This is a genomic window from Hymenobacter sp. AT01-02, assembly GCF_000961955.2.
GTDB lineage: Bacteria > Bacteroidota > Bacteroidia > Cytophagales > Hymenobacteraceae > Hymenobacter > Hymenobacter mucosus.
Genome location: NZ_JZIR02000003.1, coordinates 1 through 19209, shown reverse-complemented (window position 1 = coordinate 19209; position 19209 = coordinate 1). Strand labels below are relative to the sequence as shown.

The 19209-nt window shown below is 57.8% G+C and carries 11 protein-coding genes; all 11 read left to right on the top strand.

All coding sequences use genetic code 11. From position 1 onward, the window contains the following. The first annotated feature begins 72 nt into the window (after positions 1 to 72). The 11 genes from VI25_RS01045 to VI25_RS01000 all read left to right on the top strand — a co-directional run bounded on the left by VI25_RS01045 (position 73) and on the right by VI25_RS01000 (position 19142). A complete protein-coding gene (locus VI25_RS01045; RefSeq protein ID WP_045689783.1) occupies positions 73 to 2001 on the top strand; it encodes an alpha/beta hydrolase-fold protein in 1929 nt (642 codons plus the stop codon). A 63-nt stretch (positions 2002 to 2064) separates the two neighbouring features. Beyond that, complete coding sequence (locus VI25_RS01040; protein ID WP_055562181.1) at positions 2065 to 3021, top strand: glycoside hydrolase family 43 protein; 957 nt, start codon at positions 2065 to 2067, stop codon at positions 3019 to 3021. 49 nt (positions 3022 to 3070) lie between these two features. Continuing rightward, positions 3071 to 5149 carry an alpha-glucuronidase gene (locus VI25_RS01035; RefSeq protein ID WP_045689573.1) on the top strand — a complete coding sequence of 693 codons (2079 nt, stop codon included), beginning with the start codon at positions 3071 to 3073 and terminating at the stop codon, positions 5147 to 5149. Positions 5150 to 5330: 181 nt separating this feature from the next. Next, positions 5331 to 7343 carry a sialate O-acetylesterase gene (locus VI25_RS01030; RefSeq protein WP_236704824.1) on the top strand — a complete coding sequence of 671 codons (2013 nt, stop codon included), beginning with the start codon at positions 5331 to 5333 and terminating at the stop codon, positions 7341 to 7343. Between the two features lie 170 nt (positions 7344 to 7513). After that, positions 7514 to 8014 (top strand): glycoside hydrolase family 3 N-terminal domain-containing protein, encoded by a 501-nt coding sequence (locus VI25_RS27520; protein ID WP_262489893.1) that lies wholly within the window; start codon positions 7514 to 7516, stop codon positions 8012 to 8014. Beyond that, positions 7930 to 9606, top strand: a complete 1677-nt coding sequence (locus tag VI25_RS26260) for a glycoside hydrolase family 3 C-terminal domain-containing protein (RefSeq protein WP_316934225.1) — start codon at positions 7930 to 7932, stop codon at positions 9604 to 9606. The genes VI25_RS27520 and VI25_RS26260 overlap by 85 nt, the downstream gene beginning before the upstream one ends. An 872-nt stretch (positions 9607 to 10478) precedes the next feature. Next, positions 10479 to 12002, top strand: coding sequence for a xylulokinase (locus tag VI25_RS01020; RefSeq protein WP_045689572.1), 1524 nt, complete (start codon positions 10479 to 10481; stop codon positions 12000 to 12002). Beyond that, complete coding sequence (gene xylA, locus VI25_RS01015) at positions 11980 to 13311, top strand: xylose isomerase (RefSeq protein ID WP_045689571.1); 1332 nt, start codon at positions 11980 to 11982, stop codon at positions 13309 to 13311. The genes VI25_RS01020 and xylA overlap by 23 nt, the downstream gene beginning before the upstream one ends. Positions 13312 to 13536: 225 nt before the next feature. Continuing rightward, on the top strand, positions 13537 to 14631 hold the full coding sequence (locus VI25_RS01010) for an endo-1,4-beta-xylanase (protein ID WP_055562180.1): 1095 nt from the start codon (positions 13537 to 13539) through the stop codon (positions 14629 to 14631). A gap of 275 nt (positions 14632 to 14906) precedes the next feature. Next, complete coding sequence (locus VI25_RS01005) at positions 14907 to 17567, top strand: glycosyl hydrolase 115 family protein (RefSeq protein WP_055562179.1); 2661 nt, start codon at positions 14907 to 14909, stop codon at positions 17565 to 17567. 411 nt (positions 17568 to 17978) lie between these two features. After that, positions 17979 to 19142 carry a serine hydrolase domain-containing protein gene (locus VI25_RS01000; protein WP_045690311.1) on the top strand — a complete coding sequence of 388 codons (1164 nt, stop codon included), beginning with the start codon at positions 17979 to 17981 and terminating at the stop codon, positions 19140 to 19142. Positions 19143 to 19209 lie beyond the last annotated feature (67 nt).

Sequence of the window (19209 nt, the reverse complement as noted above, 5' to 3'; positions counted from 1 at the left end):
AAGAAGCTGCTCGATTGCTAACCGTCTGATTTTCCCACCCATTACCTGGCCTGCTAGGCCTCTTTCCACGGTATGAGAAACATAGTCCCTGCTATCCTGAGTGTTGTGGTGCTGAGTGTGAGCAGCGCGGTTGCCCAAAAAATGGCAATGGAAGCTCCTAAGGGCTTCGATCTGCCCACCGCCGGTATTGCCACTGGCAGAATAGATAGCATCAGCTACACCTCGAAAACCGTGGGGACGGTGCGCAAGGCACTGGTGTACACACCGCCAGGGTATTCCAAGAGGAAGAAGTACCCAGTGCTCTACCTGCTGCACGGTATCGGGGGCGACGAAAAGGAGTGGCTCAAGGGAGGACGACCACAGGTGATTCTGAATAATTTGTACGCGGCGGGCAAGCTCAAGCCCATGCTGGTGGTGATGCCCAACGGCCGGGCCATGAAAGATGATCGGCCCGTTGGGAATATCTACGAGTCGTATAAGGTAGCCGCGTTTGCCAACTTCGAAAAAGACCTGTTGACCGACCTCATTCCTTATATCGAGAAGACCTATCCAGTTCTCAGGAACCGCGAGAACCGGGCCGTAGCCGGCCTGTCGATGGGAGGGGGGCAGTCGCTGAATTTTGGGCTGGGTAACCTGGATAAATTCGCCTGGGTAGGCGGCTTTTCGTCGGCCCCCAACACCAAGCTGCCCGAGCAGCTGGTGCCCGATCCTGCGAAAGCCGCAAAGCAGCTTAAGCTCCTCTGGATTTCCTGCGGCGACCAGGATGGCCTGCTGCCCATCAGCCAGCGCACTCACGACTACCTCTACGAGCACAAGGTGCCGCACGTGTACTACCTAGAGGCTGGCGGGCACGACTTTAAAGTCTGGAAAAACGGGCTGTACATGTTCTCGCAGTTCTTGTTTAAGCCCGTAGATGTAGCCGCGCTGCCTACCTATACGGTGCTAGGCGCTCCTGCCGCCACCAACGTGCGCAACGCCAAGTACCCCCAGATTCTGCCTGATAACCGCGCCGTATTTCGCCTGAAAGCCCCCGGTGTGCAGCAGGCCCAACTAGACCTGGGCCGCAAGTACGACATGGTGAAGGACAGCAGCGGCACCTGGACCGTGACCACCGATACGCTGAGCCGGGGCCTACACTATTATTCGCTGGTGCTCGATGGGCTGCCCGTGGCCGACCCCGCCAGCGACACCTTCTACGGCATGGGCCGTATGGCCAGCGGCATCGAGATTCCGGGTCGTGGCACCAGCTTTTACGCCCTGAAAGACGTGCCCCACGGCGAGGTGCGGATGAAGCGATATTATTCAAAGGTCACTAATTCTTGGCGGCAGTTTTACGTGTACACGCCGGCGGGCTACGATGCTGATACGGCCACCAAGTACCCGGTGCTCTACCTGCTGCACGGCGGGGGCGAGGACGAAACTGGTTGGGCTAAGCAAGGCAAAGCCGACTTGATTCTGGATAACCTGATTGCCGAGAAAAAGGCCAACCCCATGCTTGTGGTGATGCTGGATGGCAACATAGGTGGCCCTAGTGGCCTAGCGGGTTTTAAGGAAGGTACCCTGAAGCGTTTTGAAGACGAGTTAAAGCAAACTGTGCTGCCAGTGGTAGAAAGCAACTATCGGGTGGCGGCCGGGGCCAATAACCGGGCGCTGGCAGGCCTATCGATGGGCGGCCTGCAAACGCTCTATGCCGGTATCAAGAACACGGATATGTTTGCTCACTTGGGCGTGTTCAGCTCGGGCTTTTTCGCCAATAATGCGGCCTTGTCTGATCCACAATACGCTTTTATGAAAGCCAATGCCGGCACCATCAATACCAACCTCAAGCAGCTGTGGCTCTCGATGGGCGGGCCAGCCGATATTGCCTACGCGAACAATAAAGTGATGCGGGCCAAAATGGATGAGCTGGGCATCAAGTATGTGTACAGCGAGTATCCCGGCGGCCATACCTGGCCCGTGTGGCGCCACGACCTGTACCTGTTTGCTCAAGGGCTGTTTTAGGCCGCCAGCCTGCCTCGCGGCCTTAACAGGCCTGCGTAGTCTTCCCACCTACTACCTGCTCCAATGAAAAAGACCTGGCTCATTGCCCTGCTTGCCTCCGGAGTTTACTTCCCTTCGCAGGCGCAAAACCCGATTATTAAAGACGTGTTCACGGCCGACCCGGCGCCGCTGGTATACCGCGATACGCTGTTTCTCTACACCGGCCACGATACAGCCTCAGTAACCGAAACAAATTACAAAATGCCCGACTGGCGCATCTATTCCTCCACCGACATGGTGCACTGGAAGGATTACGGTAAGCGCCTATCGCCGCGCACTTTCGCCTGGGCTACCGGTGATGCCTATGCCGCACAATGCGTTTTCCGCAATGGCAAGTTCTACTGGTTCGTGTCTACGTTTCATAAGAAAGACGATAACAGCCAAGGCGGCGCAGCCATCGGGGTGGCTGTGTCAGATAGACCTACCGGGCCGTTCAAGGATGCCATTGGCAAGGCGCTCGTCGTCAATGAAATGACCAAGGACAAGCCCCACGCCTGGGACGACATCGACCCCACGGTGTTCATCGATGACGACAAGCAGGCCTACATGTACTGGGGCAATGGAAGCTGTAAGTGGGTGAAGCTGAAGGATAACATGACCGAGCTAGCCGGCCCTGTCACCACCTTCACGCCCAAGAACTACATTGAGGGCCCTTGGGTGTACAAGCGGAAGAAGCTGTACTACCTCGTGTATGCCAGCGCCGGCACGAAGCCCGAAATGATTGAGTATTGCACGGCCACTAGCCCCACCGGGCCCTGGACGTACCGAGGCATTATTCAGGAAAATGTGCCCAACAGCTTTACTACGCACCCCGGCATCATCGACTACAAGGGCAAGAGCTACTTTTTCTACCACAATGGTGCCCTGCCCACCGGTGGCAGCTACCGGCGCTCCATCTGCGTGGATTATCTGCGCTACAATCCCGATGGCACCATTCAGAAAATAATGCAGACGACGGAGGGCGTAGCGCCAGCGAAATAGTGGCCTTCCTGCCCCGCTTCTCACCCACCTGACCTACATAATTCCCGCTATGAAAACCCTTTTTCTGATCGTTCTGCTCCTGAGCCTCCCCGCCGGTTTGCGCGCCGAAGACGGCCATCAGCTGTGGCTCCGCAAGCAACAAGCGGCACCCGTTAAGGTGGTATCCTCCGCGAAAAACTCGGCCATAGTTGCTACGGCCAAGCAGGAGCTACAGCAAGGCTGGCGTGGAAAAGCTGGAGCGTCGGTGGCGCTGACTATTAAGAAGGACAAAGCCATCAAGTTCGATGGATTCCACCTCAGCCCGAACGGGGTGCAGGCTACTACGGAGGCGGGCCTATTGTACGGAGTGTTTGAGTTGCTGCGGCGCCAACAAACCGGGCAGGCGGTGTCAGATGCCCTCTCGAATCCCTCTTATGAGTACCGCCTCTTAAACCACTGGGACAACCCCGATGGGTCGGTGGAGCGCGGGTATGCCGGGCAATCCATATTCTGGCGCAAAGACAACGCTTTGGTGACTACCGCCGAGGATAAAATCCGCTGGCAGGAATACGCCCGCGCCAATGCCTCCGTGGGTATCAATGGTGCCGTCATCAATAACGTCAACGCTTCTCAACTGATTTTGACGCCTGAGTACCTAGGCCGGGTGAAAGCCATTGCCAACGTATTTCGGCCGTACGGAGTGAAGGTGTATCTGGCGGTGAAGTTTACCTCGCCGGCATTACTGGGTGGCCTAAAGACTTCAGACCCCCTCGACCCGGCCGTGGCTACCTGGTGGCAGAGCAAGACCAAAGAAATTTACCGGCTCGTTCCGGACTTCGGCGGCTTTCTGGTGAAGGCCAGCAGTGAAGGTCAGCCCGGCCCCCAGGACTACGGCCGCACCCACGCCGATGGCGCCAACATGCTGGCCGACGCGGTAAAGCCCTACGGCGGAATAGTGATGTGGCGCGCCTTTGTGTACAGCCCCAATGATAAGGACCGGGCAAAACAGGCCTACAATGAGTTTGTGCCGTTGGATGGTAAATTTCGGGACAATGTCATCATTCAGGTAAAAAACGGGCCGGTTGATTTCCAGCCCCGCGAGCCGTTCAGTCCGCTCTTCGGGGCGCTGAAGAAAACCTCCGTAATGCCTGAGTTTCAGATAACTCAAGAGTACCTGGGGCACGCCATTGATTTGGTGTTCTTGTCCACGATGTGGGAGGAGTGCCTGCAAAGCGATACGTACCAAGCCGGGCCGGGCAGCACGGTGGCCCGCTGCACCGATGGCCGCGTGTACCCGCAAAAGCACACGGCCATGGCCGGGGTATCTAACGTAGGCCTAGATACCAACTGGACCGGCCACGATTTTGCCCAAGCCAACTGGTATGCCTTCGGCCGACTGGCCTGGAACAACACCCTCAAGAGTGCGCAGATAGCAGACGAGTGGCTTAAGCTCACGTTTTCTGGCGCCGCTGCTCCGCAAAGCGCCGCCCCGCAGTACGCCGCCGACTGGAATACTAATTTCCTGGGTCCGGTGAAGCAGATGATGCTGGATAGCCGGGAAGCCGCCGTGAACTACTCCGTGCCGCTGGGCTTGCATCATATTATGTCGGCCACCCGTGGGCACTATGGCCCCGGGCCGTGGTGGGCACCACCCAAAATGCGCGCCGACTGGACGCCGCCCTACTACCACCAAGCCGACTCCGCGGGCGTGGGCTTCAACCGCACCACCACCGGCAGCAACGCGGTAAGCCAGTACCACCAGCCGTTGGCTTCTCAGTTTAACAATCCCCAAACCTGCCCCGATGAGTACTTACTGTGGTTCCATCACTTGCCGTGGAATTTCAAGATGAAAAGCGGCCATACCCTGTGGGAAGAGTTGGGCTACCACTACGACAAGGGCGTGCAGCAGGTGCGCCAGTTTCAAAAAGTGTGGGACAAGGCTCAGCCCTACGTAGATGCGGAGCGGTTTGCCGTGGTGCAGTACAAACTGCGGAGCCAAAGCGGTAATGCTGTGCAGTGGAAAGATGCTTGCCTGCTGTACTTCCAACAGTTCAGCCACATGCCACTACCCGCTACCATAGAGCCGCCGGCAAGTAATCTGGATGCCATTATCGCCAATGACATGCACCCAAGGGGGCAAGAGAATTAGCGGCCTGCCAAGATGAGTTCCCTGTCAGAGGTTTAGTCCGCTATACCACCTGAAGCCCGCTCTAACAATCAGGGTGTGGGCACTGCCTAGCCGCTAGGCCTGGTTTACCTGGTTCGCCCTCTGGTTCAGGCCGCGGACCACGAGGCAAATCCAACGTTACATGTATTAATCAACCCCTCAAATGATGCATCCCCTTTTTTCTGGCACCTTGCTTCCTGGGCCAGTTACCCTGGGTCGGAAAGGCCTGTTGCTGGCGTTACTCGGCAGTTGTTTGCTGACACCCACCCAAACTACTGCGCAAGTGCGCCTGCCAAAGCTGGTCAGCAACGGAATGGTGCTGCAACGCGACACGAAGGTGAACATTTGGGGCTGGGCCAAACCCAGCGAGAAAGTTGCCTTGAAGTTCAACGGGAAAACCTACCAGGCTACCACTGGTGCCGACGGCAAATGGCAGATCAGTCTGCCCGCACTGAAAGCTGGTGGGCCGTACCAGATGGATATTACAGCCAGCAACCGTATCACGCTGAAGGACGTGCTGGTGGGCGACGTGTGGCTCTGCTCGGGGCAGTCGAACATGGAAACGCCCATGAGCCGAGTACGCGACAAGTACCCGCAGGAAGTAGCCCAGGCCAATAACCCGCGCATCCGACAGTTTAACGTGCCGCTAACCTACGCCTTCAGCGGACCACAAACCGACCTGACGGGTGGTTCCTGGGTGGCTGCCGACCCGCAAAGTATCCTGCAGTTTTCAGCGGTGGCCTACTTTTTCGCCAAGGAGATAAGCGCAAAATACCAGGTGCCGGTAGGTATTATTAAGGATGCAGTGGGCGGCTCACCGGCCGAGGCTTGGCTGAGCGCCGGGGCGCTCAAGCAGTTCCCCACGTACGAGCAGCAGGGCGCTAAGTACCGAGACAGTGCCCTGGTAGCTGGTATCAAGCAGCGGGAAGGCGCCGCCGTAGCCGACTGGTATAAGCGCCTGCACCAAACCGATCAGGGCGAAGCACCAGGTCAGACTAAGTGGTCGGCGGTGGGCTATGATGCCAGCGGCTGGGCTTCTATGAATGTGCCGGGCTACTGGGCCGATCAAACACCGCTGGGCCCTGTGAATGGCGTGGTGTGGTTTCGGAAAGAGGTAGAGGTGCCTGCCAGTATGGTAGGCAAACCGGCCCGCTTAGAGCTAGGTACGCTGGTTGACGCCGACTCTACCTACATCAATGGCCAACTTGTAGGCACTACGGGCTACCAGTACCCACCCCGCAAGTACGACTTTGCGCCCGGCGTACTTAAGGCCGGCAAAAACGTGATAGTTGTGCGGCTGATTAGCAACGGAGGCCGTGGAGGCTTTACGATGGGTAAAAGTTACCAGCTCACCAGTGGCGGGCAGACCATTGACCTGCGCGGACCGTGGCAGTACAAGCTAGGCGCCACCATGTCGCCCACGCCCGGTACTACTACCTTTCAATACCAACCCGGAGGACTGTATAATGGCATGATTGCGCCCGTGCTGCCGTACGCTGTAAAAGGCGTGCTCTGGTACCAGGGCGAGTCGAATGCTGGCCACCCGGAGGATTACCAGTCCCTGCTTTCCTCCCTAATCACCGACTGGCGGCAGCAAATGCAGCGCCCCAACCTGCCCTTCGTGTACGCGCAGCTGCCTAACTTCATGGCCGTGAGGAAGGAGCCCAGCGAGAGTGGTTGGGCGGCCCTGCGTGATGCGCAGCGCCGCACGCTGGCCGTGCCTAATACGGGTATGGCAGTGCTCCTGGATGTGGGCGAGTGGAACGATATTCACCCCCTTGATAAGCAGACAGTAGGCCACCGCCTGGCGCTGGCCGCGCAATCAGTGGCCTACGGCGAGAAGAAGATTGTGGGCATGGGGCCCCTGTACCAGTCGATGCAGGTGAACGGCAACAAAGCCACGATTTCTTTCACCAACACGGGTAGCGGTCTGGTAGCAAAGGGCGGCGACAACTTGCAGTACTTTGCTATTGCAGGTGCCGACAAGAAGTACGTTTGGGCTAACGCCAAAATTGAAGGCAACAAGGTAGTAGTCTGGAGCGACCAGGTACCGCAGCCCGTATCGGTGCGCTACGCTTGGGCCGACAACCCCGAGGGCACTAAGCTCTACAATAAGGAAGGATTACCAGCTTCTACCTTCCAGGCCAGCGTGTCAGCAACCGCACCAGCTCAATAAAAACCGGCTACCGCTCCGGGGGCTACCCTTCTTACCTGTTCGAACCTTGCTTGTAGTGCGCTGAACTCAAGCGCGTATCCGCCTTGTGCAGCGCATTCCTGTTGCCGGTTTTTCCGTGTACCTGCTATTGCTACGCGCTGCCTGCCTCATACTTCCACCTTTCCCACCATATGAAGAAACGTTTGCTTTTCTCCGGCTTCCTGGCCTGTCTGAGCTTATCGGGCCAAGCCCAACAAGCCCCCGCCGCCTACCTCGACCCCTCCAAGCCTGTCAGTGTGCGGGTGCGAGACCTGATTTCGCGCCTCACCCTAGAAGAAAAGGCCGATCAGATGATGTACAACAGCAAGGCCATTGAGCGGCTGAATATCCCGGCGTACAACTGGTGGAACGAGGCCCTGCACGGGGTAGGGCGGGCTGGTGCGGCCACTGTATTTCCGCAGGCCATTGGGCTCGGAGCCAGCTTTGATGATGACTTGGCGCTACGCGTATCTACAGCCATTTCCGACGAGGCGCGGGCCATGTACAATGCCGCCGTGGCTAAGGCTACCGCCAGCAGTACAGCGGCCTTACTTTTTGGACCCCCAACATCAACATCTTCCGCGACCCTCGGTGGGGAAGGGGGCAGGAAACCTACGGTGAGGACCCAACCCTTACGGGGCGCCTCGGGGTAGCGTTTGTGAAGGGCTTGCAGGGCCCCGACCCGCAGCACCTGAAAGTAGCCGCTTGCGCCAAGCACTTTGCCGTGCACAGCGGCCCCGAAAAGCTCCGGCACGAGTTCAACGCAGTAGCCTCGCCCCAGGATTTGCAGGAAACCTACCTGCCCGCTTTCAAGCAACTGGTGGATGCAAATGTGGAAGCCGTAATGTGCGCCTACAACGCCACCAATGGAGAGCCGTGCTGCGGTAATACCTACTTGCTGCAGGATGTGCTGCGCAAGCAGTGGGGCTTCCGGGGCCATATTGTGTCAGACTGCTGGGCGCTGGTGGATTTTTACCAGGGGCATAAGGTGGTGAAAACACCGGCAGAAGCGGCCGCGCTGGCCTTGCAACGGGGCGTAAACCTGAACTGTGGTAGCGTGTATCCTTACCTGCCCGAGGCCGTGAAGAAGGGCCTGACGACGGAGGCGCAGATGGATAGCTCCCTGGCCATTCTGCTGCGGACCAAGTTCAAACTGGGTCTGTTCGACGCCCCCGGTAGCAGCCCCTACGACAAGCTGTCTACGGACGTCATCAACAGTCCCAAGCACCGTGCCCTGGCCCGGGAGGCTGCGCAAAAGTCTATTGTGCTGCTCAAGAACAACGGCGTGCTACCTCTGCGCAACGACTTAGCGAAATACTTCGTGACGGGCCCCAACGCGGCGAATCTGGATGCTCTGCTTGGTAATTACTACGGCGTCAACCCGGAGATGAAGACCATTCTGGAAGGCCTGGTGGCGGGCGTGAGCCCTGCCAGCCAAATGCAGTACCGCCCCGGCGCCCTACTCGACCGGCCTAACCAAAACGGCGTAGACTGGGTAAGCGGCACGGCCCGCACCTCCGACGCTACGTTTGTGGTGCTGGGCATCAATGGGCTGCTGGAAGGAGAAGAGGGCGAATCCATTGCTTCCCCATCCTTCGGCGACCGGCTCGATTACAACCTGCCCCAAAATCAGATTGATTTCCTGCGGGGCTTACGCAAAAACAATCAGCAGCCCTTGGTAGCCATCATCACCGGAGGCAGCCCCATGAACCTAGCGGAAGTACACGAGCTGGCCGACGCGGTAGTTCTGGCTTGGTACCCCGGCCAGGAAGGCGGCAACGCCGTGGCCGACATCGTATTTGGGAAAGTGTCGCCTTCAGGCAAGCTACCCATTACCTTCCCCAAGAGCCTCGATCAGCTGCCCGCCTACGAAAGCTACGGCATGCTGGGCCGCACCTACCGCTACATGACCCAGGAACCACTGTACCCCTTCGGCTACGGCCTGAGCTACGCCAAGTTTGAGTACGGCACCCTGAAGCTGCCCAAGAAGGCAGCTAAGAACAAGCCCGTAGAAGTGGAAGCCACCGTGCGCAATACTGGCAAAATGGCTGGGGAAGAAGTGGTGCAGCTTTACCTGACGCACACGCCCCGCCAAGGCCAGCAGATTCCGCGCTACGCTCTCAAAAATTTCCGGCGGGTGGCGTTGCAGCCTGGTGCCAGCACTACGGTCAAGTTCACGCTCACGCCTGAGCAACTGGCTCTGATTGATGCCCAAGGCAAATCGGTGGCTCCTACGGGCCGGTAACCATTGCAGTGGGTGGGTCCCTACCCTCGGCGCGTAGCCAAACCCTCGGAGCTAGCAAGCCCGCTACGGCTACCCTTGCGGTGCGCTAAAGGTGCCCTTTTCCCAAGCTGTCAACTCTTCCTCCATGCTCTTTGCTCGGGTCTTCCGCGCGTCTGGCGGCCACCGTTGCCTCTTCTGCCTACCAGCACTAGCCAGGGTTCCATAGTACTGGCTGGTGCTAGCAGGCCACAACATTGGCGTGCGCAATAACCATACACTTCTGCGCAACCCCTCGGCCAGTAAGTGCTTCACCCTCTGCAGTACCAACCAGCTTACGAAGGTGCGCGTATTGGATGTACAAGGATGCTCGGTGCGAGGGTCATCAAGGGGCTGTGGACTTGTAGTTGTCGGTAATAGTTGGGATAAGTGCTAGTCAATTGATTGAAGTACAATGTATTACTGCTGAAAAAAGTGTGCGCGCAGCAATACAACGAGCCACTGCCGAGGATAAGAAATATAGATGACGTCGAATAGAATTTTTCCTTCTAAGGAGTTTGGCGTCACAAAACCGGCAGACCCCGCCGGTTTTTGACTATTTGGATAATAAGTACGAAAATAAATTTGCTTGCCTCTACCTATCGAAAACGTTTCCGAAAACGGTTTCGGTATTTTTATTACGAATGCAAAGCGCTGAAGCCTATTTCGGGTGAAAGGTGTGTAGGTACTTACTGTATATTCGAGAAACAATAGTCTGATGTAGTCCTTGGAATACGCTCAGGTAGCCACGGTTTGAAAACTGTATTGTGTAGGATGAAATAGAATTATTTCGTTCCGTGGTATTGTCCCGACGTTGATGCCCCCGCCCACTTCCTCTCGCCTGAAACTACTCTCTCATGAAATACCTGCTCGGGTATGATATCGGCAGCTCTTCTATAAAAGTAGCCCTGCTGGATGCCACTACTGGCCGCTGCCTGGCCAGCGTTACTTCACCGAAAACGGAAATGGAAATCTCGGCCCCCATGGTGGGTTGGGCGGAGCAGCGCCCGGAGCGTTGGTGGCAGGAGGTTGTAAACGCTACCCACCAAATCAAAGCCGAATACGGGTTCGATACTTCCCTGGTAGCCGGCATTGGCATCACCTACCAAATGCACGGCCTGGTGCTGGTAGATAAGGCCGGCAAGGTATTGCGTCCCGCCATCATCTGGTGCGACAGCCGCGCCGTAGACTTTGGCAACCAGGCCTTCGAGGGGTTGGGGGAAGACTTCTGCCTAAACAGCTTCCTCAACTCGCCCGGCAACTTCACAGCTTCCAAGCTGAAGTGGGTGAAAGAAAACGAGCCCGACCTGTACGAGCAGATTCACAAAATTCAGTTGCCAGGTGATTACATTGCTTTCCAGATGACGGGGCGCCTGTGCACCACCATCTCGGGCCTCTCGGAAGGCGTGTTCTGGAACTTCCGGGAGCAGGCCATTGCGCAAGACCTGCTGGACTACTACGGCATCAGCCGCGACCTGCTGCCCGAAGTAGTAGACACCTTTGCCGAGCAGGGGCGCCTCACGCCCGAAGCTGCCCAGGAACTGGGCCTTACGGCCGGGACGCCCATCTGCTACCGCGCCGGCGACCAGCCCAACAACGCCTTTTCGCTCAACGTACTGCAGCCCGGCGAAATAGCGGCTACGGCGGGCACGTCTGGCGTAGTATACGGCATCAGCGACCAGCCCGTGGTAGATTCCCGCTCCCGCGTGAATGCCTTTGTGCACGTGAACAGCACGCCCGCTCAACCTCGCAATGGCATGCTACTGTGCGTGAACGGAACGGGCATCTTGAACAGCTGGCTGCGCAAAGTGGTGGGCGAAATTCCTTACAACGAAATGAACACCCTGGCCGCTACTGCCCCAGTAGGGGCCGAAGGACTGGTATTTCTGCCCTTCGGCAACGGGGCGGAGCGGGTGCTAGAAAACAGGCCTACTACCGCCGAGCTTCGGGGCCTGAGCTTTAATACCCACGGCCGCCAGCATGTGCTGCGCGCTGCGCAAGAGGGCATCGTCTTCGCCCTGAACTATGGCATGGACATCATGCGTGAGTCAGGAGTACAGGTGCGCAAGGTGCGCGCCGGCAATGCCAACATGTTTCTGAGCCCACTGTTCCGGGAGGCCTTCGTGAACTCCGGCAACGTGGAGCTGGAACTCTACAACACTGATGCCGCCCAGGGCGCCGCGCGCGGCGCTGGGATTGGCGCGGGCGTATACGCTAGTGCCGCCGAGGCATTCGCAGGCCTAGAGCGCATTCTCACGCTAGAGCCTACGCCCAGCTTGCAAGACCAGTACCAGGCCGCTTACGGTCATTGGAACCATACACTACAACAAGTTTTAGGTCACTCAACCACCCAATCGCATGTCAACCAGCACGCTTTCTAAAACGGAATTTTTCAAGGGCATCGACACCATTAAGTTCGAAGGTCGGGAGTCAGACAACCCACTGGCGTTTAAGTGGTACGACGAGAACCGCATTGTGGCCGGCAAAACCATGAAGGAGCACTTGCGCTTTGCCACTTCCTACTGGCACACCTTCACGGGCACCGGGGGCGACCCGTTCGGCCCCGGCACCAAGCAGTTTTCCTGGGACAGCAAGGGCGATATTCTGGGTCGCGCCTACGACAAGATGGATGCCGCCTTTGAGTTCTTCACCAAGCTGGGCACGCCCTACTACTGCTTTCACGACGTTGACCTGGTAGACGAAGGCGCATCGTTGAGCGAGTACGAGAGCAATCTGCAAGCCATTGTTGAGTACGCCAAGGAAAAGCAGCGCGAAACCGGTATTAAGCTGCTCTGGGGCACGGCCAACGTGTTTTCTAACCCGCGCTACATGAACGGGGCCAGCACTAACCCCGATTTTCAGGTAGTAGCCCACGCCGCTACCCAGGTGAAAAATGCCATTGACGCTACGATTGCCCTGGGCGGCGAAAACTACGTGTTCTGGGGTGGCCGCGAAGGCTACATGACCCTGCTGAACACGGACATGAAGCGCGAGCTAGCGCACATGGGCCGCTTCCTGACAATGGCGCGCGACTACGCTCGTCAGCAGGGCTTCAAGGGTAAATTCTTCATCGAGCCCAAGCCAGCCGAGCCCACCAAGCACCAGTATGACTTCGACGCTGCTACCGTTATTGGCTTCCTGAAGGAGTTCGGCCTGCAAGACGATTTCATGCTGAACCTGGAAGTAAACCACGCCACGCTGGCCGGCCATACTTTCCAGCACGAGCTACAGGTAGCCGCCGATGCGGGCCTGCTGGGCTCTATGGACGCCAACCGCGGCGACTACCAGAACGGCTGGGACACCGACCAGTTCCCCAACAACCTCAATGAGTTGACCGAGTCTATGCTCATCATTTTGGAGGCCGGGGGCTTCCAACACGGTGGTATCAACTTCGACGCCAAAACTCGGCGTAACTCTACCGACTTGGAGGATATCTTCATTGCCCACATCAGCGGCATGGATACGTTTGCCCGCTCCTTGGTGGTAGCCAACGACATCCTGGAGAAGTCGCCTTACCGCAAGTTCCGTCAGGAGCGCTACGCTTCGTTCGACTCGGGTGAGGGTGCCGCCTTTGAGAAAGGCCAGCTGACCTTAGAAGACCTGCGCACCATTGCGCACAAGTCGGGCGAGCCCACGCCCCGCAGCGGCAAGCAGGAGTGGTTGGAAAGCATTATTAACCAGTACATCTAAGCGTTTGCCAAACGAAACCGGCTGGCCTTCCATATGGGCGTGGGAACCCTAGGGGAGAGGCTGGCCGGTGCCGTTTGCGCGCCGGATGGGGGTAGCAGGGTAGGGCCTCGCTATCCTGCATGCCCGCAGCCAAAGCCTCCCGCTGTTGATGAATGACGCATCGTCTTATATCGGCCGTGGGGGGCTTTGTATGTGTTTGCCCGAACTGAATCCTTTGTTCTGACTATGAAATCCACCGTTTTCACCTTTCCGAAACTAGCCTTGGGTGCCTTGCTCGTGAGCTGCGCCGGCTTGCTCAGCAGCCAGCACCCCGCCGCCGACAAAGGCCTCAAAGACTATTACAAAAACTACTTCCCTATAGGCGTGGCGGTAGGGCCGCAGTCGATTAAAGGTGCGGAAGCTGAACTGATAAAACAGCAGTTTAACAGCGTGACGCCGGAAAACGCCATGAAGATGGGGCCGATTCATCCGGAGGAAAACCGCTACTTCTGGACCGACGCCGACGCCATCGTAAACTTCGCTCAGGCAAACAAGCTGCGGGTGCGCGGCCACAACTTGCTCTGGCACGAACAAACGCCCAAGTGGCTGTTCAAAGATGCCCAGGGCAAGCCAGTAAGCAAGGAAGTACTACTCAAGCGCTTACACGATCATATTTTTACGGTAGTGAAGCGCTACAAAGGTAAAATCTACGCCTGGGATGTGGTGAATGAGGCCATTGCCGACAACCCCAGCGAGTTCCTGCGCAACTCCGAGTGGTACCAGATCTGCGGCGAGGACTTCATTGCCAAGGCCTTTGAGTACGCCCACGAGGCCGACCCCAAAGCCGTGCTATTCTACAACGACTACAACACGGAACGCCCCGAAAAGCGCGAACGGGTGTACAAGCTGCTCAAGAAGCTAGTAGACGCCAAAGTGCCGATTCATGCCGTAGGGCTGCAAGGCCACTGGTCGTTGCAGGAGCCCACGGAAGCAGAGCTACGTAAAGCCATTGAGCAGTATTCTTCGCTGGGCCTGAAAGTGCAGATTACGGAGCTTGACGTGTCTGTTTACCCTTGGGAAAAGGAGCGTCGCGAGAAGCGCCCCGGCGAGCTGGACACTTACACACCGGAGGTGGAGCAGAAGCAGGCCGCGCAATACAAGATGTTTTTCCGCGTCTTCCGCGACTACAAGAATGTGCTGACTGGCGTGACCTTCTGGAACGTGTCGGACCAGTACAGCTGGCTGGATACCTACCCAGTAGCCGGCCGCAAAAACTACCCTTTGCTTTTCGATCAGAACCTGAAGCCTAAGAGAGCTTACCAGGAAGTTGTGAAGTTCTAGGCGGCGCGCAGCTCCCTTGTCAGCTGAGGAGAGGTAGGGCGTGGTTGACCGGAGCGTTAGAGCAGTTTCTAGCCCTGGTCGCCTCACCCCTGTCTAGCTCCTCTCTGGATGGAGGAAGACTAACGCTAGTTTCGTTTTAAGCCACTTTAGCCTCTCCTGGAGAAGCATATAACTAGCTCGTTATTTAGCCTTGCATTCCCTTCTGCCCTTTGGGGGAGGGGCTAGGGGCGAGGCGACCAGGGCTAGAAACTACAATGACAGTTTTTTCTGCGCTCATGCCCATTTCACATTCCCATTCAACACGCCCGGCCTTGCTGGCCCGCTGGCTGTGTGCCTTGCTGCTACTGGCCTGTGCCCCAAGCTGGGCCGACACGCCGTCTAGCCTAGGCGACACGTATATTTCTGCTAAGAAAAGCAAGGGTAGCTTCGCCCTGGCCGCTTCTGGTAAAGCAGCCCCCCTATACGCCAGCGCCTCTGAGTGGCCAGGCGTACTGCGTGCCGCCAAAGACTTGCAGGTCGATATCAACCGCGTCACAAAGTTGCAGCCCACGCTAACTACTGACCAGGCACCCAAGGGTAAGGAAGTAGTGCTCATTGGCACTCTGGGCAAAAGCCCCCTGATTGACGGACTTGTGAAAGCCGGCAAACTAAACGGGGCTGCCTTAGCTGGGAAGTGGGAAGCGTTTGTAGTGCAAACCATTGAAAAGCCTATGCCGGGCATTGACCGCGCCCTCGTCATTGCCGGCAGCGACAAGCGCGGTACCATCTACGGCATCTACGACGTGTCGCAGCAGATGGGGGTGTCGCCGTGGTACTGGTGGGCCGATGTGCCCACGAAGGAGCAAAAGGCGTTGTACGTGGCAGCGGGGGGGCATTCGCAGGGCGAGCCAGCCGTGAAATACCGGGGTATCTTCATCAACGACGAAGCACCGGCTCTGCAAAACTGGTCTAAGGAGAAATTCGGCGGCGTCAACTCCAAGATGTACGCTCACATGTTCGAGCTGATTCTGCGTCTGAAAGGCAACTACCTGTGGCCCGCTATGTGGGGCAATGCCTTCAACGATGATGACAAGCAGAATCCGGTGCTGGCCGATGAGTACGGCATTGTGATGGGCACCTCCCACCACGAGCCTCTGACGCGCGCTCATGACGAGTGGCGGAGGTATGGCAAAGGACCCTGGAACTACCAAACCAATGCGGGCACCTTGCAAGAGTTTTGGCGCGGTGGCATGCAGCGCATGGGCACCCGCGAAAACATCCTGAGCATTGGTATGCGCGGCGACGGCGACGAGCCCATGAGCGAGGAAAACAACATTGCCCTGCTAGAGCGCATTGTGGCCGATCAGCGTAAGATTATTGCCGAGACGACCGGCAAACCCGCCGAGCAAACCCCCCAGCTGTGGGCCCTCTACAAGGAAGTGCAAGACTACTACGACCGGGGCATGCGCGTGCCCGACGACGTAACCCTACTGCTCTGCGACGACAACTGGGGCAACCTCCGCAAGCTGCCAAAGCTAGGGGAGAAGCCCCGTAGCGGCGGCTACGGCATCTACTACCACTTCGACTACGTGGGTGGGCCTCGCAACTACAAGTGGCTCAATACAAACCCGCTGCCCCGCATTTGGGAACAAATGCACTTGGCCCATGAGTACGGCGCCAACCAAATCTGGATTGTGAACGTGGGTGACCTCAAGCCCATGGAGCTTCCCATCTCGTTTTTTCTGGACTACGCGTGGAATCCCAACCGCATTAAGGCCACCGACGTAGCCGCCTACACCCAGCGGTGGGCCGCTCAGCAGTTTGGCCCCAGCCATGCCGCCGACATTGCCGACATCCTTGCCAAATACGCCAAATACAACGCTCGCCGTAAGCCCGAGCTACTAGACCAAAACACATATAGCCTCGCCAACTTCCGGGAGTTTGAAACGGTAGTAGCCGACTACAACCAGTTACTCACGCGGGCTGAGGCTATCAACCAAAAGATTCCGGCCGCCTCCCGCGACGCTTACTACGAGCTTGTGCTGCACCCCGTACAAGCCTGCGCCAACCTCAACGAGCTATACTATACCGTTGCCCTGAACCGGGAGGCTGCCCAAAAAGGCCTGTCTAATACGAATGCGCTGGCCGAAAAAGCCAAGGCCCTGTACGCCAAAGACGGCGAAATTACGCGCCGCTACCACGCGGTGGCGGGCGGCAAGTGGAACCACATGATGGACCAAACCCACATTGGCTACACCTACTGGCAGCAGCCCGAGGCCAACAAAATGCCCGAAGTAAAAACCCTGGCGAATGCCACCAGCCAGCCGACGCCTACTGCGTCGGTAGCGGCTCCCAAGGCTGGTGGTGCAGCAGCGGCCGGAGCTGGCTTTCAGGAGAGCAATGGCTACGTGAGCATAGAAGCCGAGCACTACACCAAGGCCGTAACAACTGGCCCGGTTACCTGGCAACACCTCCCCGATTTTGGCCGCACGCTAGGGGCCGTCACATCATTCCCGGTTACGGCTGCGCCCCAGGCCACGCCCGGGGGGCAGTCGCCCCACTTGGAGTACACCATTACTATGCAGCAAGCGGGGCCGGTTACGGTGCGCGCCTACTTAGCCCCCACACTTGACTTCACCAATGACCAAGGGTTGCGGTACGCCGTTTCTATTGATGATGAAACGCCGCAGATCATCAACCTGCATACTGGCTTGAAGCCCGACAACGGGAACAGGCCCTGGGAGCAGGCCGTGGCAGAAAGCATCCTCATCAAAACCTCCCAGCATAACCTCGCTACTGCTGGCACGCATACCCTAAAGTTCTGGCGTGTGGACCCCGGCGTGGTGCTGGAAAAGCTGGTGGTAAGCCACGGTGAGTTGCCTGCCAGCTACCTCGGCCCCCCAGAAAGCCCGGCTACGGTATCAGGCTCGGCAAAGGGGAGCGTTGGGCGCCGCTAGTTGCTTGCTCCAGCCTTACTTAGCTCTGCGCTGGGGTATTAGTTATCATCTGCTGATAGTTGAGCCTACAGGGGGCACCCAGCGCAGTTGTCTAGGAGTAGCAACGACAGTTGCACGCCGCCACTCCGGATAAGCCGGTACAGCAGAAGAGTCTACGCGTGGGCTCAGATAGAAAGTGTACGCATACGCTGCCCTTGCGCACCAACGACGTGTTACTCTTAACGCTCCAGCCTAACTTGTAAAGCAGCACAGGCCAATACCAGGGTTGGCCTGTGCTGCTTGTGGGTTTTGAAGGGGTAGAAGATCTGCAGCCGCAGATATTGGAGCCGGAAGTAGGAGGCCTATCTTCGCTCCGGTGCGCTGCATGCGTCCGCGCTTCAGAACTCTACTTCCGCTTTGCTACTGCTGTCCATGTTACCTAAATCTATACTTCTTCTGGTTCTGCCGGCGTTTGTCGCCTGCACTCGCCCGGCCCCTACCAGTATCAGTACTGCCCACCCTGGTGCCTACTTTCCGCCCTCCGGCGATGCCTGGCAACGCCAAGCACCTGCCGTGGCGGGCTTCGATTCTGTCCGGCTTGCGGATGCGGTAGCCTTTGCCAAAACTCAGGAAACCACCCAAATGGCGCCTGATTTTTCTACCCAGGAGGAGATTTTTGGCAAGTTGCTGGGACCTATTCCTAGCAGCCGCGCCGCTACCAACGGCATCATCCTGCGCCATGGCTACATTGTAGCCGAGTGGGGCGATACTAAGCGGGCCGATCCTACCTACAGCGTAGCCAAAAGCTTCCTGTCTACCATTCTAGGCATTTCCATCGACCGGGGTAGAATCAAAAATATTCATGATCCGGTAGCTACATACGTGCAGGATGGCGGGTACGAATCAGCCCAGAACCGGCCCATAACGTGGGAGTACCACGCCCGCCAAACCAGCGAGTGGGAGGGGGAGCTGTGGGGTAAAAATGCCAACTTTATTGGCCACGAAGCCTTCGGCCGGGGCGAGCGGAAGCCCCGTGCCCTACAAGCGCCCGGCTCCTACTATGAGTACAACGACGTGCGAATCAACCGGCTGGCCCTGTCGTTGCTGCGCGTGTGGGAGCGGCCATTGCCGGAGGTGCTGAAAAAGGAAGTACTGGACCCCATTGGGGCTTCTACCTCTTGGCAGTGGGTTTCCTATCCAAACGCCATAGCTACCGTCCGCGGTAAGATGATGCCCTCGGTAAGCGGAGGTACGCGCTGGGGTGGGGGGCTCGTCATCAATGCCCGCGACGAAGCGCGTTTTGGCTACCTCATGCTGCGGCAGGGGCGGTGGGGCCGCCGCCAGGTAGTATCACCCGCTTGGATTCAGCAAGCCACAACCCCCGGCCCCGTAGGGCCCGACTACGGCTACCTCTGGTGGCTCAATACCACCCGCAAAGCCTGGCCCGATGCGCCAGCTACCAGCTATGCGGCCCTTGGCGCCGGCCAAAACACCATTTGGGTTGATCCAGAGCACGACTTGGTTATTGTGTGGCGCTGGCACAATGGCAGCCCCAACGAATTGATAAAGCGTGTGCTCGGAGCCTTGAAAGCGTAGTGCAACGCAGTTGGCTAACGGCAGTAGGTAGCTGCCCGGCACAGGGCCACAAACAAGAAACCCGGGC

Coding starts and splice junctions, on each gene's coding strand:
- VI25_RS01045 (WP_045689783.1), top strand. CDS start 73: ATGAGAAACATAGTCCCTGCTATCCTGAGTGTTGTGGTGCTGAGTGTG.
- VI25_RS01040 (WP_055562181.1), top strand. CDS start 2,065: ATGAAAAAGACCTGGCTCATTGCCCTGCTTGCCTCCGGAGTTTACTTC.
- VI25_RS01035 (WP_045689573.1), top strand. CDS start 3,071: ATGAAAACCCTTTTTCTGATCGTTCTGCTCCTGAGCCTCCCCGCCGGT.
- VI25_RS01030 (WP_236704824.1), top strand. CDS start 5,331: ATGATGCATCCCCTTTTTTCTGGCACCTTGCTTCCTGGGCCAGTTACC.
- VI25_RS27520 (WP_262489893.1), top strand. CDS start 7,514: ATGAAGAAACGTTTGCTTTTCTCCGGCTTCCTGGCCTGTCTGAGCTTA.
- VI25_RS01020 (WP_045689572.1), top strand. CDS start 10,479: ATGAAATACCTGCTCGGGTATGATATCGGCAGCTCTTCTATAAAAGTA.
- xylA (WP_045689571.1), top strand. CDS start 11,980: ATGTCAACCAGCACGCTTTCTAAAACGGAATTTTTCAAGGGCATCGAC.
- VI25_RS01010 (WP_055562180.1), top strand. CDS start 13,537: ATGAAATCCACCGTTTTCACCTTTCCGAAACTAGCCTTGGGTGCCTTG.
- VI25_RS01005 (WP_055562179.1), top strand. CDS start 14,907: ATGCCCATTTCACATTCCCATTCAACACGCCCGGCCTTGCTGGCCCGC.
- VI25_RS01000 (WP_045690311.1), top strand. CDS start 17,979: ATGTTACCTAAATCTATACTTCTTCTGGTTCTGCCGGCGTTTGTCGCC.